The organism is Mesorhizobium sp. WSM4850 (assembly GCF_055811735.1).
Genome location: NZ_JBVVPV010000027.1, coordinates 56,184 through 76,847, shown reverse-complemented (window position 1 = coordinate 76,847; position 20,664 = coordinate 56,184). Strand labels below are relative to the sequence as shown.

At 61.9% G+C, this 20,664-nt stretch carries 22 protein-coding genes and 1 tRNA gene; 12 read left to right on the top strand and 11 right to left on the bottom strand.

Translation table 11 applies throughout. The features are described 5' to 3' along the window. Positions 1–63 precede the first annotated feature (63 nt). Together bhcR and AC0L2Z_RS23015 are read left to right on the top strand one after the other, a co-directional pair. Positions 64–948, top strand: coding sequence for an HTH-type transcriptional regulator BhcR (bhcR, locus tag AC0L2Z_RS23020; RefSeq protein ID WP_473629381.1), 885 nt, complete (start codon positions 64–66; stop codon positions 946–948). A 61-nt stretch (positions 949–1,009) separates the two neighbouring features. Then, a complete protein-coding gene (locus AC0L2Z_RS23015) occupies positions 1,010–1,510 on the top strand; it encodes a YbaK/EbsC family protein (protein WP_287058836.1) in 501 nt (166 codons plus the stop codon). Here AC0L2Z_RS23015 and AC0L2Z_RS23010 read toward each other — a convergent pair. The 3 genes from AC0L2Z_RS23010 to AC0L2Z_RS23000 form a co-directional block, all read right to left on the bottom strand. Beyond that, the gene (locus AC0L2Z_RS23010) at positions 1,462–1,827 is read right to left on the bottom strand and encodes a hypothetical protein (RefSeq protein WP_128168541.1); all 366 of its coding nucleotides are present in this window, start codon (positions 1,825–1,827) and stop codon (positions 1,462–1,464) included. The genes AC0L2Z_RS23015 and AC0L2Z_RS23010 overlap by 49 nt on opposite strands. A gap of 168 nt (positions 1,828–1,995) precedes the next feature. Further along, the gene (locus AC0L2Z_RS23005; protein ID WP_473479037.1) at positions 1,996–2,304 is read right to left on the bottom strand and encodes a BA14K family protein; all 309 of its coding nucleotides are present in this window, start codon (positions 2,302–2,304) and stop codon (positions 1,996–1,998) included. Positions 2,305–2,503: 199 nt separating this feature from the next. Continuing rightward, positions 2,504–2,671 carry a hypothetical protein gene (locus AC0L2Z_RS23000; protein WP_473479039.1) on the bottom strand — a complete coding sequence of 56 codons (168 nt, stop codon included), beginning with the start codon at positions 2,669–2,671 and terminating at the stop codon, positions 2,504–2,506. A 147-nt stretch (positions 2,672–2,818) separates the two neighbouring features. On the opposite strand from AC0L2Z_RS23000, the gene AC0L2Z_RS22995 reads away from it, so the two are divergent. After that, positions 2,819–2,894 (top strand) — tRNA-Thr (locus AC0L2Z_RS22995). Between the two features lie 77 nt (positions 2,895–2,971). Here AC0L2Z_RS22995 and AC0L2Z_RS22990 read toward each other — a convergent pair. Further along, on the bottom strand, positions 2,972–3,208 hold the full coding sequence (locus AC0L2Z_RS22990; RefSeq protein WP_473629380.1) for a hypothetical protein: 237 nt from the start codon (positions 3,206–3,208) through the stop codon (positions 2,972–2,974). 258 nt (positions 3,209–3,466) lie between these two features. Here AC0L2Z_RS22990 and AC0L2Z_RS22985 point away from each other — a divergent pair, with 258 nt between their 5' ends. Further along, on the top strand, positions 3,467–3,742 hold the full coding sequence (locus AC0L2Z_RS22985) for a hypothetical protein (RefSeq protein ID WP_473629379.1): 276 nt from the start codon (positions 3,467–3,469) through the stop codon (positions 3,740–3,742). A gap of 280 nt (positions 3,743–4,022) precedes the next feature. Here AC0L2Z_RS22985 and AC0L2Z_RS22980 read toward each other — a convergent pair whose 3' ends face one another. Continuing rightward, positions 4,023–4,484 carry a hypothetical protein gene (locus tag AC0L2Z_RS22980; RefSeq protein ID WP_287171861.1) on the bottom strand — a complete coding sequence of 154 codons (462 nt, stop codon included), beginning with the start codon at positions 4,482–4,484 and terminating at the stop codon, positions 4,023–4,025. An 813-nt stretch (positions 4,485–5,297) separates the two neighbouring features. Here AC0L2Z_RS22980 and AC0L2Z_RS22975 point away from each other — a divergent pair. Then, positions 5,298–5,543 (top strand): hypothetical protein, encoded by a 246-nt coding sequence (locus tag AC0L2Z_RS22975; protein ID WP_473479049.1) that lies wholly within the window; start codon positions 5,298–5,300, stop codon positions 5,541–5,543. Positions 5,544–6,049: 506 nt separating this feature from the next. Here the strand turns inward: AC0L2Z_RS22975 and AC0L2Z_RS22970 are convergent. Further along, the gene (locus tag AC0L2Z_RS22970) at positions 6,050–6,664 is read right to left on the bottom strand and encodes a TetR/AcrR family transcriptional regulator (protein ID WP_473479052.1); all 615 of its coding nucleotides are present in this window, start codon (positions 6,662–6,664) and stop codon (positions 6,050–6,052) included. Positions 6,665–6,755: 91 nt separating this feature from the next. Here AC0L2Z_RS22970 and AC0L2Z_RS22965 point away from each other — a divergent pair, with 91 nt between their 5' ends. The 7 genes from AC0L2Z_RS22965 (at position 6,756) to AC0L2Z_RS22935 (ending at position 14,454) form a co-directional block, all read left to right on the top strand. After that, on the top strand, positions 6,756–7,862 hold the full coding sequence (locus AC0L2Z_RS22965; RefSeq protein WP_473629378.1) for a polyamine ABC transporter substrate-binding protein: 1,107 nt from the start codon (positions 6,756–6,758) through the stop codon (positions 7,860–7,862). 13 nt (positions 7,863–7,875) lie between these two features. Continuing rightward, complete coding sequence (locus AC0L2Z_RS22960; protein ID WP_473629377.1) at positions 7,876–8,757, top strand: ABC transporter permease; 882 nt, start codon at positions 7,876–7,878, stop codon at positions 8,755–8,757. A 2-nt stretch (positions 8,758–8,759) separates the two neighbouring features. Continuing rightward, positions 8,760–9,542, top strand: coding sequence for an ABC transporter permease (locus tag AC0L2Z_RS22955; RefSeq protein ID WP_473629376.1), 783 nt, complete (start codon positions 8,760–8,762; stop codon positions 9,540–9,542). Continuing rightward, complete coding sequence (locus AC0L2Z_RS22950; protein ID WP_473629375.1) at positions 9,539–10,603, top strand: ABC transporter ATP-binding protein; 1,065 nt, start codon at positions 9,539–9,541, stop codon at positions 10,601–10,603. The genes AC0L2Z_RS22955 and AC0L2Z_RS22950 overlap by 4 nt, the downstream gene beginning before the upstream one ends. A gap of 3 nt (positions 10,604–10,606) precedes the next feature. Continuing rightward, on the top strand, positions 10,607–11,368 hold the full coding sequence (locus AC0L2Z_RS22945; RefSeq protein ID WP_473629374.1) for an MBL fold metallo-hydrolase: 762 nt from the start codon (positions 10,607–10,609) through the stop codon (positions 11,366–11,368). Positions 11,369–11,846: 478 nt separating this feature from the next. Next, positions 11,847–12,620: an NAD kinase gene (locus AC0L2Z_RS22940; protein WP_473629373.1), complete on the top strand. Its 774-nt coding sequence runs from the start codon at positions 11,847–11,849 to the stop codon at positions 12,618–12,620. Between the two features lie 190 nt (positions 12,621–12,810). Beyond that, entirely contained in the window at positions 12,811–14,454 is a 1,644-nt protein-coding gene (locus tag AC0L2Z_RS22935; RefSeq protein ID WP_473629372.1) for a DEAD/DEAH box helicase, read from the top strand. A gap of 107 nt (positions 14,455–14,561) precedes the next feature. Here the strand turns inward: AC0L2Z_RS22935 and AC0L2Z_RS22930 are convergent, their stop codons facing one another. The 5 genes from AC0L2Z_RS22930 to AC0L2Z_RS22910 all read right to left on the bottom strand — a co-directional run bounded on the left by AC0L2Z_RS22930 (position 14,562) and on the right by AC0L2Z_RS22910 (position 20,648). Continuing rightward, positions 14,562–15,212, bottom strand: a complete 651-nt coding sequence (locus AC0L2Z_RS22930; RefSeq protein WP_031254560.1) for a YiaD family glycine zipper/OmpA-like lipoprotein — start codon at positions 15,210–15,212, stop codon at positions 14,562–14,564. Between the two features lie 200 nt (positions 15,213–15,412). Next, a complete protein-coding gene (locus AC0L2Z_RS22925; protein WP_128182295.1) occupies positions 15,413–15,781 on the bottom strand; it encodes a GFA family protein in 369 nt (122 codons plus the stop codon). A gap of 204 nt (positions 15,782–15,985) precedes the next feature. Beyond that, positions 15,986–16,372: a hypothetical protein gene (locus AC0L2Z_RS22920; RefSeq protein WP_473629371.1), complete on the bottom strand. Its 387-nt coding sequence runs from the start codon at positions 16,370–16,372 to the stop codon at positions 15,986–15,988. A gap of 444 nt (positions 16,373–16,816) precedes the next feature. After that, positions 16,817–17,948 (bottom strand): peptide chain release factor 2 gene (prfB, locus tag AC0L2Z_RS22915; RefSeq protein WP_473629370.1). Its coding sequence is split into 2 segments (ribosomal slippage): positions 16,817–17,881 and positions 17,883–17,948, totalling 1,131 coding nucleotides; the frame shifts between segments, so codons are not numbered across the junction. Between the two features lie 243 nt (positions 17,949–18,191). Then, positions 18,192–20,648, bottom strand: a complete 2,457-nt coding sequence (locus tag AC0L2Z_RS22910; protein ID WP_473629369.1) for a penicillin-binding protein 1A — start codon at positions 20,646–20,648, stop codon at positions 18,192–18,194. Positions 20,649–20,664: the final 16 nt, after the last annotated feature.

The following is a 20,664-nucleotide window of genomic DNA, read 5'->3' as shown; positions in this document are numbered from 1 at the left end:
CGTGTGGCAAATGGTGAAAAACTTTTTCATTGAGCATTTGGCGAAATTGGCAAGAATGCCACTATGGAAACCGCCGAGAAACGCCAGCGCGGACGGCCGCGCGCCTTCCAAGGTCCGGCCGAGGCGGCTTCGGTGCAGTCGCTCGACCGGGCGCTGCGCATCCTGGCCATCGTCGCCGAAGGCAGCGGCCTGTCGCTGAGCGAGATCGCCGCGCAAAGCGGCCTCCCCGCCTCCACCGCCTACCGCATGCTGACGACGCTGGAAAACCACGGCATGGTCGAGTTCGACAGCAGCGACCAGCTGTGGTCGATCGGCGTCGAGACCTATCGCATGGGCGCGGCGTTCCTGCGCCGCCGCAAGCTGGTCGATCGCGCCCGCATCGTAATGCAGGAATTGATGGAGAAGACCGGCGAGACCGCCAATCTCGGCGTCGCCGAGGACGACTGCGTCGTCTTCGTCAGCCAGGTCGAGACGCATCAGGCGATCCGCGCCTTCTTCCGGCCGGGCACGCGCAGCTCCTTCCATGCATCGGGCATCGGCAAGGCGGTGCTGGCGCATCTCGAGCCGCAGCGCGTCGGCGCCGTCCTGCGCCGGACCGGGCTGGAGCGCTTCACCGAAAAGACGCTTTCCGACATCTCGGCGCTGGCCCGTGATCTGGTGACGATCAAGCTGCGCGGCTGGTCGGTCGATGACGAGGAACGGCACCCCGGCATGCGCTGCGTTGCCGCCGCCATCTTCAACGAGTTCGGCGAGCCGATCGGCGGCGTTTCAGTTTCGGGACCGACGGTGCGGGTCACGCCGCAGCGGCTGGCCGAGATCGGCCCCCTGGTGCGCGAAGCCGCAACGGAAATAACCAGGATGATTGGTGGTCTGCCGCCCCCTTCTTCACCAATCCGCGCCGCCGAACCGGGTTCACTCTTCGAGATTGGCGCTGCGCGCTCACCTTGACAGCCGCCCGGCTACGGCCAAGTTTGCGTCCACCTTCCGCCAGCCGACGCCCGAAAGACGCATGAGCCTCCAATCCGTCAAAGCCTTCTTCGCCGAATATGCCCCCGACATCGAGGTGATCGAAACGCCGACAAGCTCGGCGACCGTCGCGCTCGCGGCCGAGGCGCACGGCGTCGAGCCGGGGCAGATCGCCAAGACCATCTGCCTGCGCGTCGGTGACCGGGTTATGCTGGTCGTCGCCCGCGGCGACGCGCGCATCGACAATCGCAAATCGCGCGATGCATTCGGCGGCAAGCCGCGCATGCTCGATGCCGAGCAGGTGGCCGAAATCACTGGCCATCCGATTGGCGGCGTCTGCCCCTTCGGCCTCGCCTCGCCGTTGCCGGTCTATTGCGACGTATCGCTGCGCGCCTACGATCAGGTCGTGCCAGCGGCCGGCGCAACCAATGCAGCGGTGAAAATAGGCGTCGAGCGCATGGCAGCGCTGACCGGCGCCGAATGGTGCGACATCTGTCAGGATGAGCTAGCCCCGGGCACCGCGCTCTTGGTCGATAGGTCGTAGAAATCAAGCAGCATCGCCAGCCCAACTCCGCAGGCGGTGAAGATGAGGCCGGCGATGAAGATGCGGGTGGCACGTTCATGGACGCGTCGCTGTAGAGACGTTGTGTCGAGCAGCAACCGCAGCGCTCGTATCTGCAATGCGATGCCTATCAAAATCGGCACGACGGCTGCCAGGTGATAGATTTCCCAAGGGAGCGGGTTGGCGGCCCAATGCGTGATGAAGCCCAGCGAGAAAGCCAGTAGAATGCCGACGGTGGTGATCGTTCCGTTGCGGAAATCCGTCTCAATCTGCTCTTCCTTGGGTTCGTGCTCGTCCAAGCGTCCCTCTCCCTCTGGTGCCTTCACCGCCAGACTAAGCTGTCGAAAAATCCCTGTACATCCCTCGCTGGAACCGGTTGCGGTGCCGGTTCAATTTTGCAACCCAGACAGCTGAAAAAGGGGCAGTGGGTGCCCCTTTTTGCCTTGCCTGAAACGGTTCACCTCCCCTCAAAGCCGGCAGCGATGACGGTAGCCGTCGTAGCCGACATAGGTATCGGAGTAGGGATCGTAGCTCTGATAGCGGTTGAGGCAGCGCCGGACGTGCCATGAGCCGCCATTTTCCTCGATGTAGACGGTGCGCGGCTGGGCGAGCGCGCTGCCGAGCAGGAAGCCGCCGACGCCGGCGGCGATGCCGATGCCAAGGTGCTTGTTGTGATGGTGCTTGTGATGGGCGGCCGAAGGCTGAACGGTGCCGGCCAGCATGGCGGCGGCGACAGTGGTGGCGATGAGGCCGGAAACGATGGTGCGCTTCAACATGACGATCTCCTTGCTGCGTTGTCTGAGAGGCGATCCATCCCGCCTCTTGACCATCAGTCGTTGCAGCAAGGAAAAAGGTTCGACGGTTTTTTTGGATTTTTTCAAAAGCGCAAAAGCGGCCGAACTGAACAGGTTTGCAGGCAGGCGCGCAAATGTCGACCGGCGAGAGCGCCGATCGACAGTCCGGCGGCGGGAGGCCTCAGCCCATGCCGGTGATGTGGCGCAGCCAGAAGGCAAGCGCGATGAAGCCGATGATGGTGGTGACGCCGGTCCAGTCGACATTGGCGCTCTTCAAAATCTTGATGAGCTTCACCAGGAGAAACCAGGTCACGACGACGATCAGGGCAATGACGACAAGTCTGATCATGCGACACTCTCGCCCATGCGATTGCACCTTAGAACGATATAGGAAGCCAATTGGCCGTTTTCAGGATGCCTGCGCCGGCAGCTCCGGCGGGCTCAAGACGGAGTTTTGTCTTTACTGGCGCACCAAATATGCTAACCGGAGCGCCGTGCCCTTGTAGCTCAGCTGGTAGAGCAGCGGTTTTGTAAACCGAAGGTCGGCGGTTCGATTCCGTCCGGGGGCACCAAAGCCTGTCGTCTTGAATGAGGCCGGCCTTTCGGATTTTGCCGCGCTGCGCAAGGGGGCGAGGGCTAATCGGGACCTCTAGATCCCATACATCAGGGCAATGTAGAGTACCGGTGCAAAGATCAGGAAGATCGCCATTACTATGATCACGGCGAGGGCCAGGCGCTCTGTTCGCCTGACGATTGCAACGACGTCGTCGTCGCTCGACGAAACAAGATCAACCACCGAGAAATCTGTTGGGTCAGGAGTTTGATTGTCATTGGCGGGTCGGCTTGCGACCGCATCGACATTCTGTTTGCTCTGGATAATGGTCACAGTTCTTTCCGCGGTTAGGGTGCCGTATCGGGTGCCCGCCGATGAGTATACAGCGGGGCACCCGGAACCACCGATGAAGGGACTTTGCTCGGCGGCCAAATACCAATCCTTTGCCAAGATCTTGGTTGCCAGCCTCAGCCCTCTGTCTTTAACGCACAGACTTCAGTCTTATTGTGTCATGGACCATAGCCCGGCGCCGGAACTAAGTGCCCGCCGGTCCCGTTGCCGACCAGTGATAATTGAGAATAGGAGATAGTCATGGCTGACGGTCCCACCGTTGTTAACTCAGGCGGAAATGGCGCCGGCACCGCTGTCGCCGTCGTTCTCGCTATTATCGCAATCGTGATCCTGCTGTTGTTCACCGGCGTTATCAACATCAACGGCGGGGGCACCGGAAAGGACGTCGACGTAAAGGTTGAAGCGCCTAGGGTTGAAGCGCCTACGGGCGAAGCGCCAGCCGCGTCCGCTCCGGCAGAGCCGGCCGCACCTGCTCCGGCAGCACCCGCTCCGGCAGCACCTGCTAACGGCGGCTGATTGTGACATCGGATATCAGGCCCGGCGGGATGCGCTTCCGGGCTTGATGTTGAGGGCCGTCCACACTCTGCAAAGCGGCCCACGCAACAGAAAGCCGTTCGATGGAGTTTCAATCAGTTGCGGGGACCAGCAAAGGAGGATCGCTTATGAAGATGCTCGTCACCCTCCTGGCCGGCATTTCGCCCCGCTGACGCTTCTGCCGCTTGGAAAAGATATCAACGACCAAGTTGGTGCACCCGCTTCTGCAATATAATTTTCGGTTAATGATGGCGACAGCTATCTACCGATAGAGTCTCGGGTACTTGGCCTTCTCAGTCTGGCAATCATCCCTGCGCCGCACCGCTTTGTTGTAAGCGGCTTCATAGGCGCGGATGGCCCTCTTGAACTTAGGTGGATTGGGTGTCAGGTGTTTATCGACACCGTCGTACAAAAGGACTGGAACGGCTATAATGGCTTTTCCATTTTCGTTCAGCTTCAGCGCCCGGCATCTCTGCGCAACGCCGTTGACGTTACCTGCCATTGTAGCGGCCAAATTCAACTTGGCGTCGGCCATCCGAGCCAGGAAAGTAATGTTTTGCGGCACTCCCTGTCCGGCTGAAGCGGCCGAAGATAGGACGCAAACTGCCGCGCCGAGGACAATCAAAATCCGGTTCAACGTTGCCCCCTCGATATTTGGCGATCTCGACCCAAGCATCGCCCGATCCTGCAAGGCGAGGTTGAAATAATTCAATTCGAAAAGCAATTGGCATTACGCGACATTGCGAGGATCACCGCACCCCATAACCTCGCCACCGCGTGTTCGATCAACATGTCGATGGTCTGGCAGTAGCCGACGCGAGATTATAAGCAAGCGGAATGGTTATTGAGTTCGAAGCGTGCCCTGCTCTTTAGCGACAGCGTCGAAGCTTTCTGGACCTCCTGGGGCGAAGCTTGATCCTAAGATGTAGCCGAGCTGGCACAGGAGACGCGGTTACTGTGATCCCCCGACATTGTTTCCGGCACGGCCTGGCTTGGTCATCGCTTTCTCTTTGTCATGAGCGCGCGGACTTTGACGATCATCGCAGCATTGGACTTCAGCTGAAAGGCACGGATCTTTCGCATGTGTCGATCGGCTACCTCCTTGTAGTAAAGGATCGGCCGCATCGCTTGCTCGTATGCTGCTTCTTGTCCGGCGCACAATTGCTGCGCTTTTCTCGCTAACGATACGGATCGCCGCGCTGAACTGACAGCTTTGCCGACCACAACTGATTGCATTTAATCAATGCGCTCTGTTCGGCCTTGTACCTTGGATCGACTGCTGCTCAGGCGTCAGCAGTAAAAATCGTAAGTCCCACTAGTGGCGCGAGTAAAAGACGCTTCATTGCAGCCCCCAAGAGGGGTAACACAAACCGAAATTTCTCTACCTTTCAAGCCCGACGCCCTAGTGATCGTCAGGGTCGGCCGAAGTCTGCTCATCCCCGATTTCCACAGGCCGGGGCCATAGCCCATCAGCTTGAACACATATATTCGCTAGCGGACCACAGGTATTCCCTGGCGGAAACCATAGGAGTCGCTGTTGGAGCAGAAACGCACGATCGCCCCTTTAATTGGTGGCATGTATGGTGGTCTTGCTGCCCTCGCGTTGGCGTTCGGTTTCCGCTTTCTGATGATTGCCGATCCCGATCCGACCTCGCAGGCAACGATAGCCTTTTCGGGATTGGCCTTTTCGATCTGTTTCAGCCTGGCCTTCCTTCGCGAGCATCGACGCCAGATCGCTGCCGCCAGAGAATTTCTAAGCCGTCCAAGATCGTATCAGGAGTAATCCCCGCGTTCGCAAAGCGAGCGCCCATGCCTCCGGTCCGGGGCATCAGAACCAATGGATGCAACAGGGATGCGGACCGGCCGGCATCTTCCGCTCCCGGCCATTAATGCCATTCGATTAAAATGCCCCTGTGTATATTAGCAATCGCTCAATTTAGCGCGCTGACAATGTCCGGGCGGTGGGCTGAACGACGGGTGGTGTCATGCGAAGCGACTTCGCTGCGGCGCGCGAGCTCTTGGAGTGCGCCCAAAACCGGCTCTGCGGCATGGATGAAACGAGCCAGCGCGTCAACGAGGCACTGGACTTGCTGATTGAAGAAATAGCCATCGCCGAATTCCGTAAGGCGCCCTTGACCGTCGTGCCGTTTCCACGTGCGCGGCCACCCAGGCATGCTCGGTAGAACACCGCCGATGTAGTCGACAGCGGAGGTGCTCCCACCAGCGGAATTGAACCTGCGCGATTGCGGTTAGCGGCGTCCGGGCCACAGAAATCCCATCGGGAGCCCTTCACACCGCGATCGCCGCCACCAGAATCCGGTTCTGCCTTCGTATCGCGGCGCGCAATTCGGCAATCCTCGCCTCATCGCGCTTCACGAACTCGATGAACATCATGTTCATGTTGTTGAACACCAGTTCGCCTAAGGCGTGTCCATCGATATCCCGGCGCACCAGGCCGAGCCCCTGCAGCCGGGCGATCAGCGCGCGGATCTGTTCGGTCAGCGCCCGGTCGAGCGCGGTATAGGCCTGGCCGAACGGGCTGTCGGGCAGTTGCGTCGAGATCGCCATCGCCTGCCGCCACATCTCCTTGCTGAGATAATGCAGCGAATGCTCGATATAGATGCCGAGCAGCGTGTCGAGCGCATCGCCGACATTGGCCGGCGGGTTGGCGACGACGCCGCGCCCGGCATTGAGCACCTCGTTGACCTCCATCGAGACGATGGCGCCGAGGATGTCGCCCTTGTTCTGGTAATAGTTGTAGATCGTGCCGACCGAGACTTCCGCCTGCGCCGCGATCGTCTCGATCTTGGCGGCTTCATAGCCGGTGTCGCGAAAAAGCGCCGCCGCCGCCTCGATGATCCGGCGATGCCGATCCGCCTTTTGCCTTGCCCGCAATCCGCTCATGTCGGCTATCTGCCATAAAAACAGAATTGACTCAATTTTAGAATTGGTTCAATTTTTTGCCAGAAGCCAGAAAGGCAAGGGAGAACACTCGATGACCATCAATCCAGACACCCCGAATCCAACAACCAGGAAGCCGCTTTCCGTTCTGAAGAGCCACCTTCACGCCGCGTGTGCAGCGACAGCGCTGCTGCTGGCGACGGGCAGCCTCGCCCAGGCTGCCGATCTCAACGCCTTGATCTGGTGCGATCACGCCGACCCGGCGCTGCTGCAGCCCTTCGAAGAGGCCAATGGCGTCAAGGTCAATGTCAAGGAATTCGAAGGCACCGGCGCTGGCATGGCGATTGTCGAGCAGTCGCAGCCCGGCGACTGGGACGTGATGGTGATCGACAGCATCGACATACCGCGCGGCGTCGAAAAGGGCCTGTTCGAGCCGCTGCCGGAAGACGAGCTGCCGCTGGCCGACCTCTTTCCCCAGGTGAAGATGGACAGCTCCACCGTGGTCGACGGCAAGCGCTACGGCATCACCGAAAAGTTCGGCTACAACACCATCGGCTACAACAAGACCAAGGTCGATCCGGCCGACATGCAGTCGCTGGCCGCGCTGACCGGCGACAAATACAAGGGCAAGATCGCCATCTACGACTATTACCTGCCGGTCATCGGCATGGCGGCGCTGGCGATCGGCAAGAAGACCGCCGAGCTCACCGAAGCCGACCTTCCGGCCATCAAGCAAGAGTTGCTCAAGATGAAGGCCAATGCCAAGCTGGTCGGCGAGGTGACCGCCAGCCAGACCGCGCTGGCGACCGGCGAGGTCGACATTCTGGTCGGCGGCGGCGAATGGGTGACGGCCGGGCTGGCCAAGGAGAACCCTGCCCTCGATTTCTCGATCCCCAGAGAAGGTGCTGTGCTGTGGTCGCAGTCGCTGGCCATGTTCAAGGATTCCAAAAACAAGGACACGGCGCTAAAATTCATCCAGTACATTATGAGCCCTGAAGGCCAGGCGCGGCTTGCCACTTCTGCCTGCTATTGGGGCATGCCGGCGAATACCAAGGCGGCTCTGACCGATGAGCAGAAGAAGATCCTGCGCTTCGACGAGCAGCCGGATTTCCTCGCCCGCGCCCAGCCCTATCCGGCGCCGAACGCCGATCTCGACAAGAAGATGCAGGACGTCTGGACCGAAATGCTGCAGGCGCAGTGACCGGTCGCCGGTCGTGAACTCTGCCACCAACAGCGGGCGTGCCCTGCCCCGGGCGGGCCGTGCCCTGCCCCGGGCGGGCCTGCCCTGGGCGCTGGTCACGCCGGCGCTCGGCTGGACGCTGCTGTTCTTCGTGCTGCCGTTCGTCGCCATGGGGTTTTCCAGCCTGACGGCGCATGACGGCAGGGGCTTTACACTCGCTAATTACAGCCAGTTCTTCACCAACCCGGCCTATTGGCAGGCGATGGTGAATTCGCTGCAGGTTACAGCCATCGTCACCGTGATTTCGGTGCTGCTCGCCTACCCTTTCGCCTGGATCCTGGCCGAACAGGTGCCGGAACGCTGGCAGCGGCTGGCGCTGATGCTGGCGGTGCTGCCGTTCTGGACCTCCTATGTCGTGCGCTCCTACTCCTGGCTGCTGGTGCTGGCGCAGAACGGCGTGATCAACCGCGCCCTGACCGGCTCCGGCCTGTTCAGCGAGCCGCTGCAGCTCGCCAACACACGGCTGGCCACGGTCATCGGCTTCGTTCATTTCTTCGTCATGCTGTTGACGCTGACGATCTTCGCCAATCTGAAGCAGCTCAGCCCGAGCTACCGCAAGGCAGCCGCCGATCTCGGCGCCGGGCCGGTGCGCACGTTCCTGCATGTCGTCCTGCCGCTGACCTTGCCCGGCATCATGGTCGGCGCCTTCCTCACCTTCGTGCTGTGCATCGGCGACTACATCACGCCGCAGATCCTCGGCGGCAACAACGAGCTTTTGATGCCGCAGCTGGTGATGATGCAGATCGGCCGGCGCGGCGACTTTCCGCTCGCCTCGGCGCTGTCGATCATCCTGATGGCGGTCGTCACCATTGCCTATCTCGCCTGCGCCCGCTGGCTCAAGATCGAGCGGGCCTGACCATGCGCGCCCTTGTCCGCATCGTCTCGTTGCTCTACGCCATCGCCATCTATGGCTTCATCTTCCTGCCGGTGGTCGTGCTGGTGCTGTTTTCGCTGCAGGCGACGTCGTTTCCGATCCCGCCCTTCACCGGGCCGTCGCTGCGCTGGTACGACGCCGTGCTCACCGACACGCGGCTGACCTCGGCGCTGGTCAATTCGCTTCTGGTCGCGGCCCTCTCCTCGGCTGCCGCAGTCACGCTCGGTTTCCTCTCTGCCTGGGGTTTTGCGCGTTTCGTCCTGCCGGGCTCGGCCCTGCTGCGCGGGCTGATCACGCTGCCGCTGACCGTGAGCTATCTCATCATCGGCATGGGGCTGCTGGTGCTGTTCAACTGGGCCGGCATACCGAAGTCGCTGCTTGCCGCCGGCATCGGCCACGTCGTGATCAACCTGCCGCTCTGCTTTGCCATCATCTACAGCCAGATGGGCGACCACCAGACCAACATCGAGCGTGCCGCGCGCGACCTCGGCGCGCCCGAATGGAAGGTGCTGCTGCTGATCACCGTGCCTGTCATGGCGCCGGCGATCTTTGCCGGTTTCTTCCTGTCGATGACCTTCTCCTGGGACGAATTCGTGATCTCGTTCCTGCTGACGCGCTTCGACACGACGCTGCCGGTCGAGATCTGGAACCTGCTGCGCTCAGGCCTCAATCCCAAGACCAACGCCGTCGGCTCGCTGGTCTTCGCCGTCTCCATCGTGCTGGTGGTGCTTTTTGAACTGATGCTGTTGCGGAGGAAGCCGGCATGACCGCGCCACTGGTCGATGTCCGCGCTGTCTCGCATCGCTTCGGCCAGCACACCGTGCTGCGGAATGTGTCGCTGCAAATCGAGCCGGGCAGTTACACCATCCTGCTCGGCCCGTCGGGCTCCGGCAAAACGACGCTTTTGTCCATTCTCGGCGGCTTCGTCACGCCGAGCCAAGGCAAGGTGCTGATCCGCGGCGAGGACTGCACCGCGGTGCCGCCGGCGAAGCGGCCGACGACGACGGTGTTTCAGGACTATGCGCTGTTCCCGCATATGAGCGTCGGCAGCAATGTCGGCTTCGGCCTGCGCATGCAAGGCGTCGATGCCGCGACACGGAGCGCGCGGGCGCGCGGGGCGCTGGCGCTGGTTGGTCTGGCCACCGCCTTCGACAAGAAGCCGCACCAGCTTTCCGGCGGCCAGCGGCAGCGCGTCGCGCTGGCCCGCGCGCTTGTCGTCGAGCCGGCGGTGCTGCTGCTCGACGAACCGCTCGGCGCGCTCGACCTAAAATTGCGCCGGCAGATGCAGGATGAGTTGAAAGCGATCCAGAAACGCGTCGGCACCGCCTTCATCCATGTCACCCACGACCAGGAAGAGGCGATGGCACTGGCCGACCATTGCGTGGTCATGAATGACGGGCGCATCGAGGACGAAGGTCCGCCCGAGCGCGTCTATGCGCGGCCGGCGACGCGCTTTTCCGCAACCTTCATGGGTGAGAGCACGCTGATATCGGGAACGGTGACGGCGGCGGAGCACGGAACAATCACTGTCGCGACCCAAATCGGAGCGCTTTCGCTAACCGGCACACTGCCGGCCGGAACGACTGTCGCCCTCGCCGTTCGTCCGGAGCACCTTGTCCTCGGCGCGGCCGGCGGCGCGGTAAGGCTCGGCACGGCCAAGGTGAGCGACGTGGTGTTTCAAGGCAGCTTCAAGCGCGTGCTGGCTGTCTCCGAGAAAGACCCGGCGCTGCACTTCATCGCCAGGGTTCCCGCTGCTGCGGCCGTCCAGCCGGGCGACATCTCTGCGGTTTCGTGCGACGCTGGCGATGTCATTCTTCTGGCGGACTGAGCCATGGGCACGCTTCCGATCATCGACGCTGCGAATTGGTATGAAGCTATCCGTATGGGCGATGGCGTAACGCTGATCCACGAGCCGTGGATCAAGCCGTTCTTCCGCTGCAACATCTGGCATGTGCGCGGCCGCGATCGCGATCTTCTGTTCGACACCGGCCTCGGCCATTTCAGCCTGCGGCGCCACGTCCCGCTGGTGACGGAGCGAAAGCTCGTTTGCGTGGCCAGCCACACGCATTTCGACCATATTGGCTGTCATCACGAATTTCCGGACCGTTGCGTGCATGCGGCCGAAGCAGAAATCCTCGCCGACCCGCGCAATGAATGGACGGTCGCCGACCGCTACGCGACCGACGCCATGTTCGACGCAATGCCGCAAGGCTGGGATGCCACGCGCTACCGGATCCAGCCGGCGCCGGCCGATCGTCTGCTTGGAGAAGGCGATTTCGTCGATCTCGGCGACCGTGTCTTCGAGGTGATCCACACGCCGGGCCATTCACCCGGTGGCATCGCGCTCTACGAGAGGAAGACCGGCATCCTGCTTTCCGGCGACATCGTTTATGACGGCCCGCTGATCGACGATGTCTATCATTCCGCTGTCGACGACTATGTCGAGACGCTGCTGCGGATGCGCGAGCTCGATGTTGCGGTCGTGCATGGCGGCCACTTCCCGAGCTTCGGCAAGGTGCGCTACCGCCAGCTTATCGACGAGTATCTCGCACAAAAGCGGCAGGCCGGCTGCCATCTGCTGCAGGCGCGCTAAGCACCGGCCTCCTATCGCGAGAAGTGCTTGGCGAAGTCACAACGCCCGTTGCGGGCACGGCGTGCCGGCGGCATCGCCGCAGCGTGAAGCCGTGGGTTGGGGTCTCAAACTCGTCTGTTCCGACTGGCGCACCAGTTGGGCAAAGGCAAGCGCAAAACTTCCCAGCATCAGGACGATGACAATCAGGCGTGTTACCGGCAATAAATCGGTCCGACTAGCTGGCCCCACGCCGCCCATGCCGGCTAACATGGTCGATCCGGCTTTACGAGAGTTTAATTCCCGTCTTAACCATCACATTCGCTTGTCACTCGACACGATGCGCGAGCAGCAGGCCGGCGGCTCCTCCCGGCGCTGTATCAAGCGGCGCCAGATGTCTCGCTTTGCAGATCTGCCAGCCCATGCTAACCCGGCGCTGGCGCGGCCCAAGCAAACCGGTCGCCACCGACCGGTCGCCATCAACACTCGCCATTGGGGAGCCATGAACAAAGCCGCCAGCCGCTTCGCCTTCGTCTCGTCCGACACCGCCGACGCCAAGGCGGCGCTGGAGAGCCTTTCGGCGCGCTATGGCCAGGCGTCCATCGAAGATGCGGAGATCGTCGTGGCGCTGGGCGGCGACGGCTTCCTGTTGCAGACCTTGCGCGACACGATGAGCACGGGAAAAAAAGTCTACGGCATGAACCGTGGCACCATCGGCTTCCTGATGAACGAATATCGCGCCAGCGGTTTGACCGGGCGCATCGCGGCAGCCGTTGCCGAAACGATCCGTCCGCTGGAGATGCAGGCGGTGACGGCAGAGGGCGAAACGATCTCGGCGTTGGCGATCAACGAGGTTGCGCTGTGGCGCCAGTCCTACCAGACGGCCAAGATCCGTATCACCGTGGACGGGCAAGTGCGGCTGGAGGAATTGAACTGCGACGGTGTGATGGTCGCGACGCCGGCCGGCTCGACCGCCTACAACCTCTCCGCGCACGGACCGATCCTGCCGCTCGACGCGCCGCTGCTGGCGCTGACCCCGGTCAGCCCGTTCCGCCCGCGCCCCTGGCGCGGCGCGCTGCTCTCCAACAAGTCGACCGTTCGCTTCGATATCCTGGAGGCGGAAAAGCGGCCGGTGAACGCCGCCGCCGACCACACCGAGGTGAAGGCCGTAACCTCGGTTACGGTGCAGGAATCGCCAACGGTGACGGCGACGCTGCTGTTCGATCCGAGCCACTCGTGGAACGAGCGCATTCTCGCCGAACAGTTCCGCTATTGAGCCGGCGCAGCGACAGCAGTTCGATTAAGCATCGCGATTAAGGTTACGACTTCACAATCGTGCCGTCCCCCGCCTGTTTGTGTTGACAAATCGTGGGCTTGCGCCTACCTGCAATACCAATCTTGCAGGCGCGCGGCGCTTGCCGCGACCGCTTGCGTTGCGCCCCCGAACCAGCCAAAGACAGCCAAACTTGTCCTCAGACACCCAGATCGCTCAAGACGTGTTGACCTTCGCAGACCTCGGCCTGTCGCCGAAGGTCCTTTCCGCAGTCACCGACGCCGGTTACACCGACCCGACTCCGATCCAGGCCGGCGCAATTCCGCACGCTTTGCTCGGCAAGGATATTTTGGGCATCGCCCAGACCGGCACCGGCAAGACGGCCTCGTTCGTGCTGCCGATGCTGACCCGCCTCGAAAAAGGCCGGGCGCGCGCGCGCATGCCACGCACGCTGATCCTTGAGCCAACGCGCGAGCTTGCCGCGCAGGTTGAAGAGAACTTCATCAGATACGGCAAGAACCACAAGCTCAACATCGCGCTGCTGATCGGCGGCGTATCCTTCGACGAGCAGGACAAGAAGCTGGAGCGCGGCGCCGACGTGCTGATCGCGACGCCAGGCCGCCTGCTCGATCATCGCGAGCGCGGAAAGCTTCTGCTCAACGGCGTCGAGATCCTGGTCATCGATGAGGCCGACCGCATGCTCGACATGGGCTTCATTCCCGACATCGAGCGCATCTGCGAGATGATCCCGTTCACGCGGCAGACGCTGTTCTTCTCGGCGACGATGCCGCCTGAGATCACCAAGCTCACCGAGAAATTCCTGCACGCGCCGGTGCGCGTCGAGGTTTCGAAGGCGGCGTCCGCCGCGACCAACATCATCCAGCGGCTGGTGAAATCCGGCTCGAAACCCTGGGACAAGCGCGAGACGCTGCGCAATCTGATAAAGGCCGAGGATGCGGAACTGAAGAACGCCATCATCTTCTGCAACCGCAAGATCGAGGTCTCGGAGCTTTTCCGCTCGCTGCTGAAACATGATTTCGACGCCGGCGCGCTGCATGGCGACATGGACCAGCGCGCGCGCATGCAGATGCTGGCCAATTTCCGTGACGGCAAACTGCGCTACCTTGTTGCGTCGGACGTCGCGGCGCGCGGCCTCGACATCCCCGACGTCAGCCACGTCTTCAATTACGACGTGCCGATCCATGCCGAGGACTATGTCCATCGCATCGGCCGCACCGGCCGCGCCGGCCGCTCGGGCAAATCCTTCACCATCGCCACCAAGTCCGACACCAAATACATCGAGGCGATCGAACGGCTGATCGGCAACAAGATCGAGTGGCATGACGGCGATCTGTCGACAGTCGTCGCCAGCGAGAGCGGGGACGACGATGCTCCCCGCCGTGGCCGCGGCGCGCCGCGCCGCGCCGGCCGCAAGGGCGATGGCAAGGGGAGGGGCGAACGCAGGCCCCGCGAACGCCCCGCCAAGCAAAGGGAAGCTGCAGCACCGGATGCGGCGCGCGAGGAACAGCCGGTGGCAGCCGAGCCCGCGGTCGCCGATGCCGGTGAGCGGCGCGCGCGCAAGGAAGCGATCCGCTCGGAAAACACCGAGCGCCACACTTCACCCGAACGCCAAGCTTCACCCGAACGCCAATCTTCCCCCGATCGCAAGGCTTCGCCCGATCGCCATCGCAACGAACAGCGCGCGCCGGAACGTGGCGACACCAGGCCGCAGCGCGACGGCAATCGCCCGGCCCGCCATCGCCAGGAAGACAACGATGGGACCGTCGGATTCGGTGACGACATGCCCGCGTTCATGCGCATCGTCGCCAAGGGCTGATCACAGCAGAAATTGGGCTGATCACAGCAGAAATTCTCAAAGACCAGCAAAAACGGCCCCTCCCGGGGCCGTTTTCATGTGCAAAACCGTCTTCTTGCGTGTCTTGCTCAGGTGAGCGGTGAGAGCTGGATCTCGACGCGGCGGTTCTGGGCGCGGCCGGCGGCCGACGCGTTGGAGGCGATCGGACGCGTCTTGCCGAAGCCGGTGACGGCGAAGCGGCGGGTATCGACGCCCTGCCCGGACAGATAATTGGCGACCGCCAGCGCGCGGCGCTGCGACAGGTCGAAATTGTGTTCGTCGCCACCGGTCGAATCGGTGTGGCCGAACACGTCGACGGTGGTCTGGCGGAACTTGTTCAGCACAAGCGCGACCGAATTCAGCACTTGATAGAAGCCGGGCTTCACCGCGTCCTGGTCGACGTTGAAGGTGATGTCGGACGGCATGTTGAGGATGATCTGGTCGCCGCTGCGGGTGACGCTGACGCCGGAACCCTGAAGCTGCCGGCGCAGTTCGGCCTCGTTCTGGTCCATCGTGGCGCCGATGGCGCCGCCAGCGAGAGCGCCGACGCCAGCGCCGATCAGCGCATTGCGGCGATCGTTGCCGCCGGCGAGCAGGCCGAGCCCCGCACCCGCCAGCGCGCCGATGCCGGCGCCGGCCGCAGTGTTGGAAACTTTCTGTTGTCCGGTATACGGATCGGTGGTGGTGCAGGCACTCACGAGCACAGCCGTCGCCACTGCGACGAGCACAGTCTTTTTCATCAGGTAGTCCCTCTCCAGTCCGCGGTCCCACCAGTGGCGCGCCGCATCCCTTGTGCGTCCAAGTGGACGCGAGTCGCTCTATGCTTGTAACATGAAATGCGGCGAAAAATGGAAGGGGAAAAGCGGCTGGCCACGGCTTTTCCCGGTCAATTCAACCGCCGCTATTTGCGCAATTCCGATCGGCTGGCAGAGACTGTCGGCTACCAGAGATTCTTGCCGTCGATGACGACGACCTCGACCTGATCGAGGTCGAAATCGTCGAACAGGCGAGAATTCACGCTGATTTTCGGATTGTCGAAATCCGGCTTGCCGGTCGACCAGTCCGGCGTTTCGGTGAAGGTGCCGCAGCCGCAGGTGGCGCAGAAACCATGTTTTACCGTTTTCGAGCCCCATTGATAGAAAGAGACATTCTTGAGCGGGCTGGTGAGCTTGAATTGCGACGGGACGTAATAGGCCCACAACGAGCCGCGTTTCGAGCAGAAGGAGCAGGTGCATTGCGTCACGGTTAGCGGCGCTTCCGAAACCTCGAACGTCGTCGCCCTGCAGTGGCAGCTTGCCTTTATGGTCATGACGCCTCCCTCGCGATTGCTTTCCGCCAGCGCGGTAAGGCAACATAAAGAGGCGCTGTTGACAACCGTCTGTCGGCAGACTCGGCTTGCCTGCGTCGGACGCGTGGCGCGCTTCAATCTTTTTGATGCATGTCGTATCCCAAAACCGCTGCGCAGCCTCGGGTCAGGCCATGGCCCTCGGAGCAAACTTTTGGGCGACATGCATCAAAACGACGACGGTGGCACGAACAGGCAGATGGTCTTTCCGTCATTGGCGCCGGCAACCGAACACCAGTGATATTCGCCGTCGGGCGAATTCTTGATCCGTGCATCGCTGTAGCCCACGACCTCGCCTGTTCCCTTGATGACATAGCCCTCCGGACGCTCGCTGATCGACGTCTGCGAGACCGCGCGGCAATCGTAGCCGGAACAACAGGAGAATGGGTAACTCCAGCCTTGCGGCTTCGCTGCAGTCGGCGTGGCGTCGTGCGCCAAGGCGGATGCTGCAAATGTAGTGATGGCGGCCGTCAGAGCCACCACCGCAATGATTGAATTCAGGAGGCGGAGCGCCGTCTTGACGGCTGAGGCCAGTCGGGTTGTGGAAGCAGGCATGGGCGCAATTCCTATCACCGAGTTATCAAGCGTTTCGCTTGCCCGTTCTTGGAACGTATCTTCCCAGTGGCCGGCTCGTCAGGTCGCAGATACGCCGCGTCCGGCCATAAATGCTTTTTCCCCCAGCGTTCGGATGCTGGGCTGATTCCTTTGCTGGCGCAAGAAATTGCTGTGCAACCGAGCGCCGCCATCTGCAGCCGGAACCAGCCTGCCGGGGTTGACGAGAGTGACTTCATCAACCCCGGCAGTGGGATCGCGCGGATAACGAGAATCAGCTCGCGGTGGTTCCGGGCCAGGCGACGGCCGGCCTGCAACAATGAACCCGGAGGAAGAAGTAATTGTCGAAAATTCGATGAAAAAACAAAGCCATAAAGCACTCGCTCAATTACAGTGAAGAGCCTGTTACTCTAGCGTGATGTTCCTGCTGCTTGGGGCGTAGAAGCTTCAGTCGATATCGGCCACCACTTCGCCGGCGCCGCCCTCGATGCGCTGCGACAGCGAGGCCTCCATGAAATCGTCGAGGTCGCCATCCAGCACGCTCGACGGGCTTGTGCTCTCGACGCCAGTGCGCAGATCCTTCACCAGCTGATAGGGCTGCAGAACGTAGGAGCGTATCTGATGGCCCCAGCCGATATCGCTCTTCGACGCTTCGGTGGCGTTGGCCACCGCCTCGCGCTTCTTCAGTTCTTCCTCGTAGAGCCGCGAACGCAGCATCTCCCAGGCCTTCGCCTTGTTCTTGTGCTGGGAGCGCTCAGCCTGGCAGGCGACCGCGATGCCGGTGGCGAGATGGGTGATGCGGACCGCTGAATCGGTGGTGTTGACGTGCTGGCCGCCCGATCCGGACGAACGATAGGTGTCGATGCGGACATCCGATTCGGAAACGTCGATCTCGATCGTATCGTCGATCACGGGATAGACCCAGACGCTGGCGAAGGAGGTGTGACGGCGCGCATTGCTGTCATAGGGCGAAATACGCACGAGACGGTGAACGCCGGATTCCGTCTTCAGCCAACCATAGGCGTTGTGGCCCTTGATCAGCAGCGTGGCGGACTTGATGCCGGCCTCTTCGCCGTCATGCACCTCCAGCACCTCGACCTTGAAACGGCGCCGCTCGGCCCAACGCGTGTACATGCGCAGGAGCATCGAGGCCCAGTCCTGGCTTTCGGTGCCGCCGGCGCCGGCATGGATTTCGAGATAGCTGTCGTTGGCGTCGGCCTCGCCGGAAAGCAGCGTCTCGATCTGGCGGGCCTTTGCTTCGCCGCGCATCGAGCGGATCGCCGCTTCCGCCTCGGCGACGACGCCCTCATCGCCCTCTTCCTCGCCGAGCTCGATCAAGCCGATATTGTCTTCCAGCGCCTGGGCGAGGCCTTTGACCGCGGCGATGCCTTCCTCGAGGCCCTGGCGCTCACGCATCAGCTTCTGCGCCTCCAGCGGTTCGTTCCAGAGGCTCGAATCCTCGGCACGCACATTCAGGTATTCAAGCCGCTTTATGGCTTGATCCCAGTCAAAGATGCCTCCTCAGCAGGGTTATCGCCTGCCTGATTTCGTCGACAATATTCTGCGTTTCCGCGCGCATGGCTGGCCGTTCTGTCCTGTGCTGAAATGGTGCCCTGTCGCTTAAGCAGAGCTTGGGTTGGCGCGATACATAGGGATGGCACCGCCGCCTGTAAAGCGAAATGGGCCGGCTCGAAAGCCGGCCCAAATACACTAGAGCGGTTCATCGTTTCACAGAAACGCCGAACGGCTCTATCTCTTTGTTTTTGCGCAATTCCGGACGGAAAACCGTTTCACACTTTTCCTGGAATTGCTCGAACCCATGTCAGTAGAGCCCGCCGCCGCCGGACTGGATGGCTTGGTTGGCCTGTGGCGACAGCGCGCCGCCGGAGGCGTTGGAGCCGTCCTCACCCATGCCGATCACCCAATAGCTGTCGGCGGGGCCGGTGCCCGGCTTGAAGGCTTCGATAAAGGCGCCGGCGTCCTCCGGGTTGGCCCGCATGCCGGTTTTGCGATTGATGGCGATCAGCTTCATGCCTTCGGGAACCTGGAAATCGACATTGGGCGTGCCGTCCAGCGCCACGCGCATGAAGTCCTTGAAGATCGGCGCAGCAAGGCCGCCGCCGGTCGCGCCCTTGCCAAGACCTTTGGGCTGATCATAGCCCATATAAAGGCCGACAACGAGGTTGGGCGTATAGCCGATGAACCAGGTATCCTTCTCGTCGTTTGTCGTTCCGGTCTTGCCGGCGATGTGGCGGCCGAGTTCGGCGACGGTAGCGCCGGTACCGCGCTCGACAACGCCCTCCATCATCGAGGTGATCTGATAGGCGGTCATCGGATCGAGCACCTGCTCGGAATTGTCGACCAGTTCCGGCTCAGGCTGGTTCTGCCATTCAGCCGCATTGCAATTTTCGCAGCCGCGTTCGTCCTGCCTGTAGACCGTCTTGCCGTAGCGATCCTGGATCCGGTCGATCAGCGTCGGCTTGATCGACTTGCCGCCGTTGGCCATGATCGAATAAGCCGATACCATGCGCATCACGGTCGTCTCGCCCGACCCCAGCGCCATCGGCAGATACGGCGCCAGTCGATCATAGACGCCGAAGCGCTCGGCATATTCGGCGACCAGCTTCATGCCCATGTCGTTGGCCAGGCGCACAGTCATCAGATTGCGCGACCTCTCGATGCCGGATCGCAAGGTCGCCGGGCCGGCTGTCCTTCCATCGTAGTTTTTCGGCGTCCAGGTCGTGTTGCCGCTCTTGATGGTGATCGGGCCGTCCATGATCACCGAAGCCGGCGTATAGCCATTGTCGAGAGCGGCCGCATAGACGATCGGCTTGAACGACGAACCCGGCTGCCGCATGGCCTGCGTGGTGCGGTTGAATTCGGAAAGCGAATAGGAGAACCCGCCGACCATGGCCAGAACGCGCCCGGTATGCGGATCCATGGCGATCAGGCCGCCCTCCACTTCGGGGGCCTGGCGCAAGATATAGGCCCCATCCGTATCTTCTTTCTTCTGCACGAAGATGACGTCGCCAGGCTTCAGCACGTCCGCCGGCGATTTGGCCTTGACGGTCTTGCCGCCGACCACATGACGCATGGCGAAGCTCATGTCCTCGCGGCTGACGGTGCCTTCGACGCGATCCTTGACAAGTTCGCCCGAGATCTGCCGGGTCGGCCGAAGGCCGATCGACAGACCGCTCTCTGAGCTGTCGAGCACGACGGCGAGCGACCATTCGGGCACGTCGTCCAGTCCCTTGACTTCGCTCAAAGGCACGCCCCAGTCGCCGGACGGGTCGATAGTCTTCACCGGCCCACGATAGCCGCGCAGTGTATCGAACTTCATCAGGCCGTTCTGCATGGCTTTGCGGGCGATGAGCTGCATCTTGGGATCGAGCGTCGTACGGACGGATAGGCCGCCCTCGTAGAGCGCATTCTCGCCGTAGCGCGCGCTGATCTGCCGACGCACCTCCTCGGTGAAATATTCGCCGGCGAACAGATAGGTGCCGGAGCGGCGTGGCTTGACGCCGAGCGGCTCGGCCTTGGCCTTGGCGCCTTCCTCTTGCGTGACGTAGCCGTTGCCGACCATCTGGTCGATCACCCAGTTGCGGCGCTCGATGGCGCGGTCGGCATATTTGAATGGGTGATAGTTGGAGGGGCCCTTCGGCAAAGCCGCCAGATAGGCGGCCTCCGCCACGGTGAGTTCATTCACCGCCTTGTCGAAATAGGTGAGCGCTGCGCCGGCGACGCCATAAGCGCCAAGCCCGAAGAAAATCTCGTTGAGGTAGAGCTCGAGGATGCGGTCCTTCGAATAGGCCTGCTCGATGCGGAAGGCGAGGATCATCTCCTTGATCTTGCGCTCGTAGGTCTGGTCCGAGGACAACAGGAAGTTTTTCGCCACCTGCTGGGTGATCGTCGAGGCGCCGACCTGGCGCTTGCCCGAGCCAGCATTCTGCAGATTGACCATAACTGCGCGGCCAAGGCCGGTCATATCGATGCCGGGGTGATTGTAGAAGTTTTTGTCCTCGGCAGACAGGAAGGCCGCCTTGACACGATCCGGCACCGCCTGGATCGGCAAATACAGGCGCCGCTCGCGCGCATATTCGGCCATCAGCGCACCGTCGGACGCATGGATGCGGGTCGTCACCGGCGGTTCATACTTGGCCAGGACCTCGTAATCGGGCAAATCCTTCGACAAATGGCTGATATAGATCGCCACGCCGGCCGCGACCAAAAGGGCCAGCGCGGTGCCGATGCCGAAGAAATAGCCAATAAGACGAATCATGCCCGCTCCAGTCCTT

What these genes read in the sequence shown, in the direction of transcription:
- AC0L2Z_RS22940 (WP_473629373.1), top strand. Translation starts at nt 11,847, where the DNA reads ATGAACAAAGCCGCCAGCCGCTTCGCCTTCGTCTCGTCCGACACCGCC.
- AC0L2Z_RS22965 (WP_473629378.1), top strand. Translation starts at nt 6,756, where the DNA reads ATGACCATCAATCCAGACACCCCGAATCCAACAACCAGGAAGCCGCTT.
- AC0L2Z_RS22930 (WP_031254560.1), bottom strand. Translation starts at nt 15,212, where the DNA reads ATGAAAAAGACTGTGCTCGTCGCAGTGGCGACGGCTGTGCTCGTGAGT.
- AC0L2Z_RS22970 (WP_473479052.1), bottom strand. Translation starts at nt 6,664, where the DNA reads ATGAGCGGATTGCGGGCAAGGCAAAAGGCGGATCGGCATCGCCGGATC.
- AC0L2Z_RS23015 (WP_287058836.1), top strand. Translation starts at nt 1,010, where the DNA reads ATGAGCCTCCAATCCGTCAAAGCCTTCTTCGCCGAATATGCCCCCGAC.
- AC0L2Z_RS22925 (WP_128182295.1), bottom strand. Translation starts at nt 15,781, where the DNA reads ATGACCATAAAGGCAAGCTGCCACTGCAGGGCGACGACGTTCGAGGTT.
- bhcR (WP_473629381.1), top strand. Translation starts at nt 64, where the DNA reads ATGGAAACCGCCGAGAAACGCCAGCGCGGACGGCCGCGCGCCTTCCAA.
- AC0L2Z_RS22955 (WP_473629376.1), top strand. Translation starts at nt 8,760, where the DNA reads ATGCGCGCCCTTGTCCGCATCGTCTCGTTGCTCTACGCCATCGCCATC.
- AC0L2Z_RS22910 (WP_473629369.1), bottom strand. Translation starts at nt 20,648, where the DNA reads ATGATTCGTCTTATTGGCTATTTCTTCGGCATCGGCACCGCGCTGGCC.
- AC0L2Z_RS23005 (WP_473479037.1), bottom strand. Translation starts at nt 2,304, where the DNA reads ATGTTGAAGCGCACCATCGTTTCCGGCCTCATCGCCACCACTGTCGCC.
- AC0L2Z_RS22985 (WP_473629379.1), top strand. Translation starts at nt 3,467, where the DNA reads ATGGCTGACGGTCCCACCGTTGTTAACTCAGGCGGAAATGGCGCCGGC.
- AC0L2Z_RS22920 (WP_473629371.1), bottom strand. Translation starts at nt 16,372, where the DNA reads ATGCCTGCTTCCACAACCCGACTGGCCTCAGCCGTCAAGACGGCGCTC.
- AC0L2Z_RS22950 (WP_473629375.1), top strand. Translation starts at nt 9,539, where the DNA reads ATGACCGCGCCACTGGTCGATGTCCGCGCTGTCTCGCATCGCTTCGGC.
- AC0L2Z_RS23000 (WP_473479039.1), bottom strand. Translation starts at nt 2,671, where the DNA reads ATGATCAGACTTGTCGTCATTGCCCTGATCGTCGTCGTGACCTGGTTT.
- AC0L2Z_RS22945 (WP_473629374.1), top strand. Translation starts at nt 10,607, where the DNA reads ATGGGCACGCTTCCGATCATCGACGCTGCGAATTGGTATGAAGCTATC.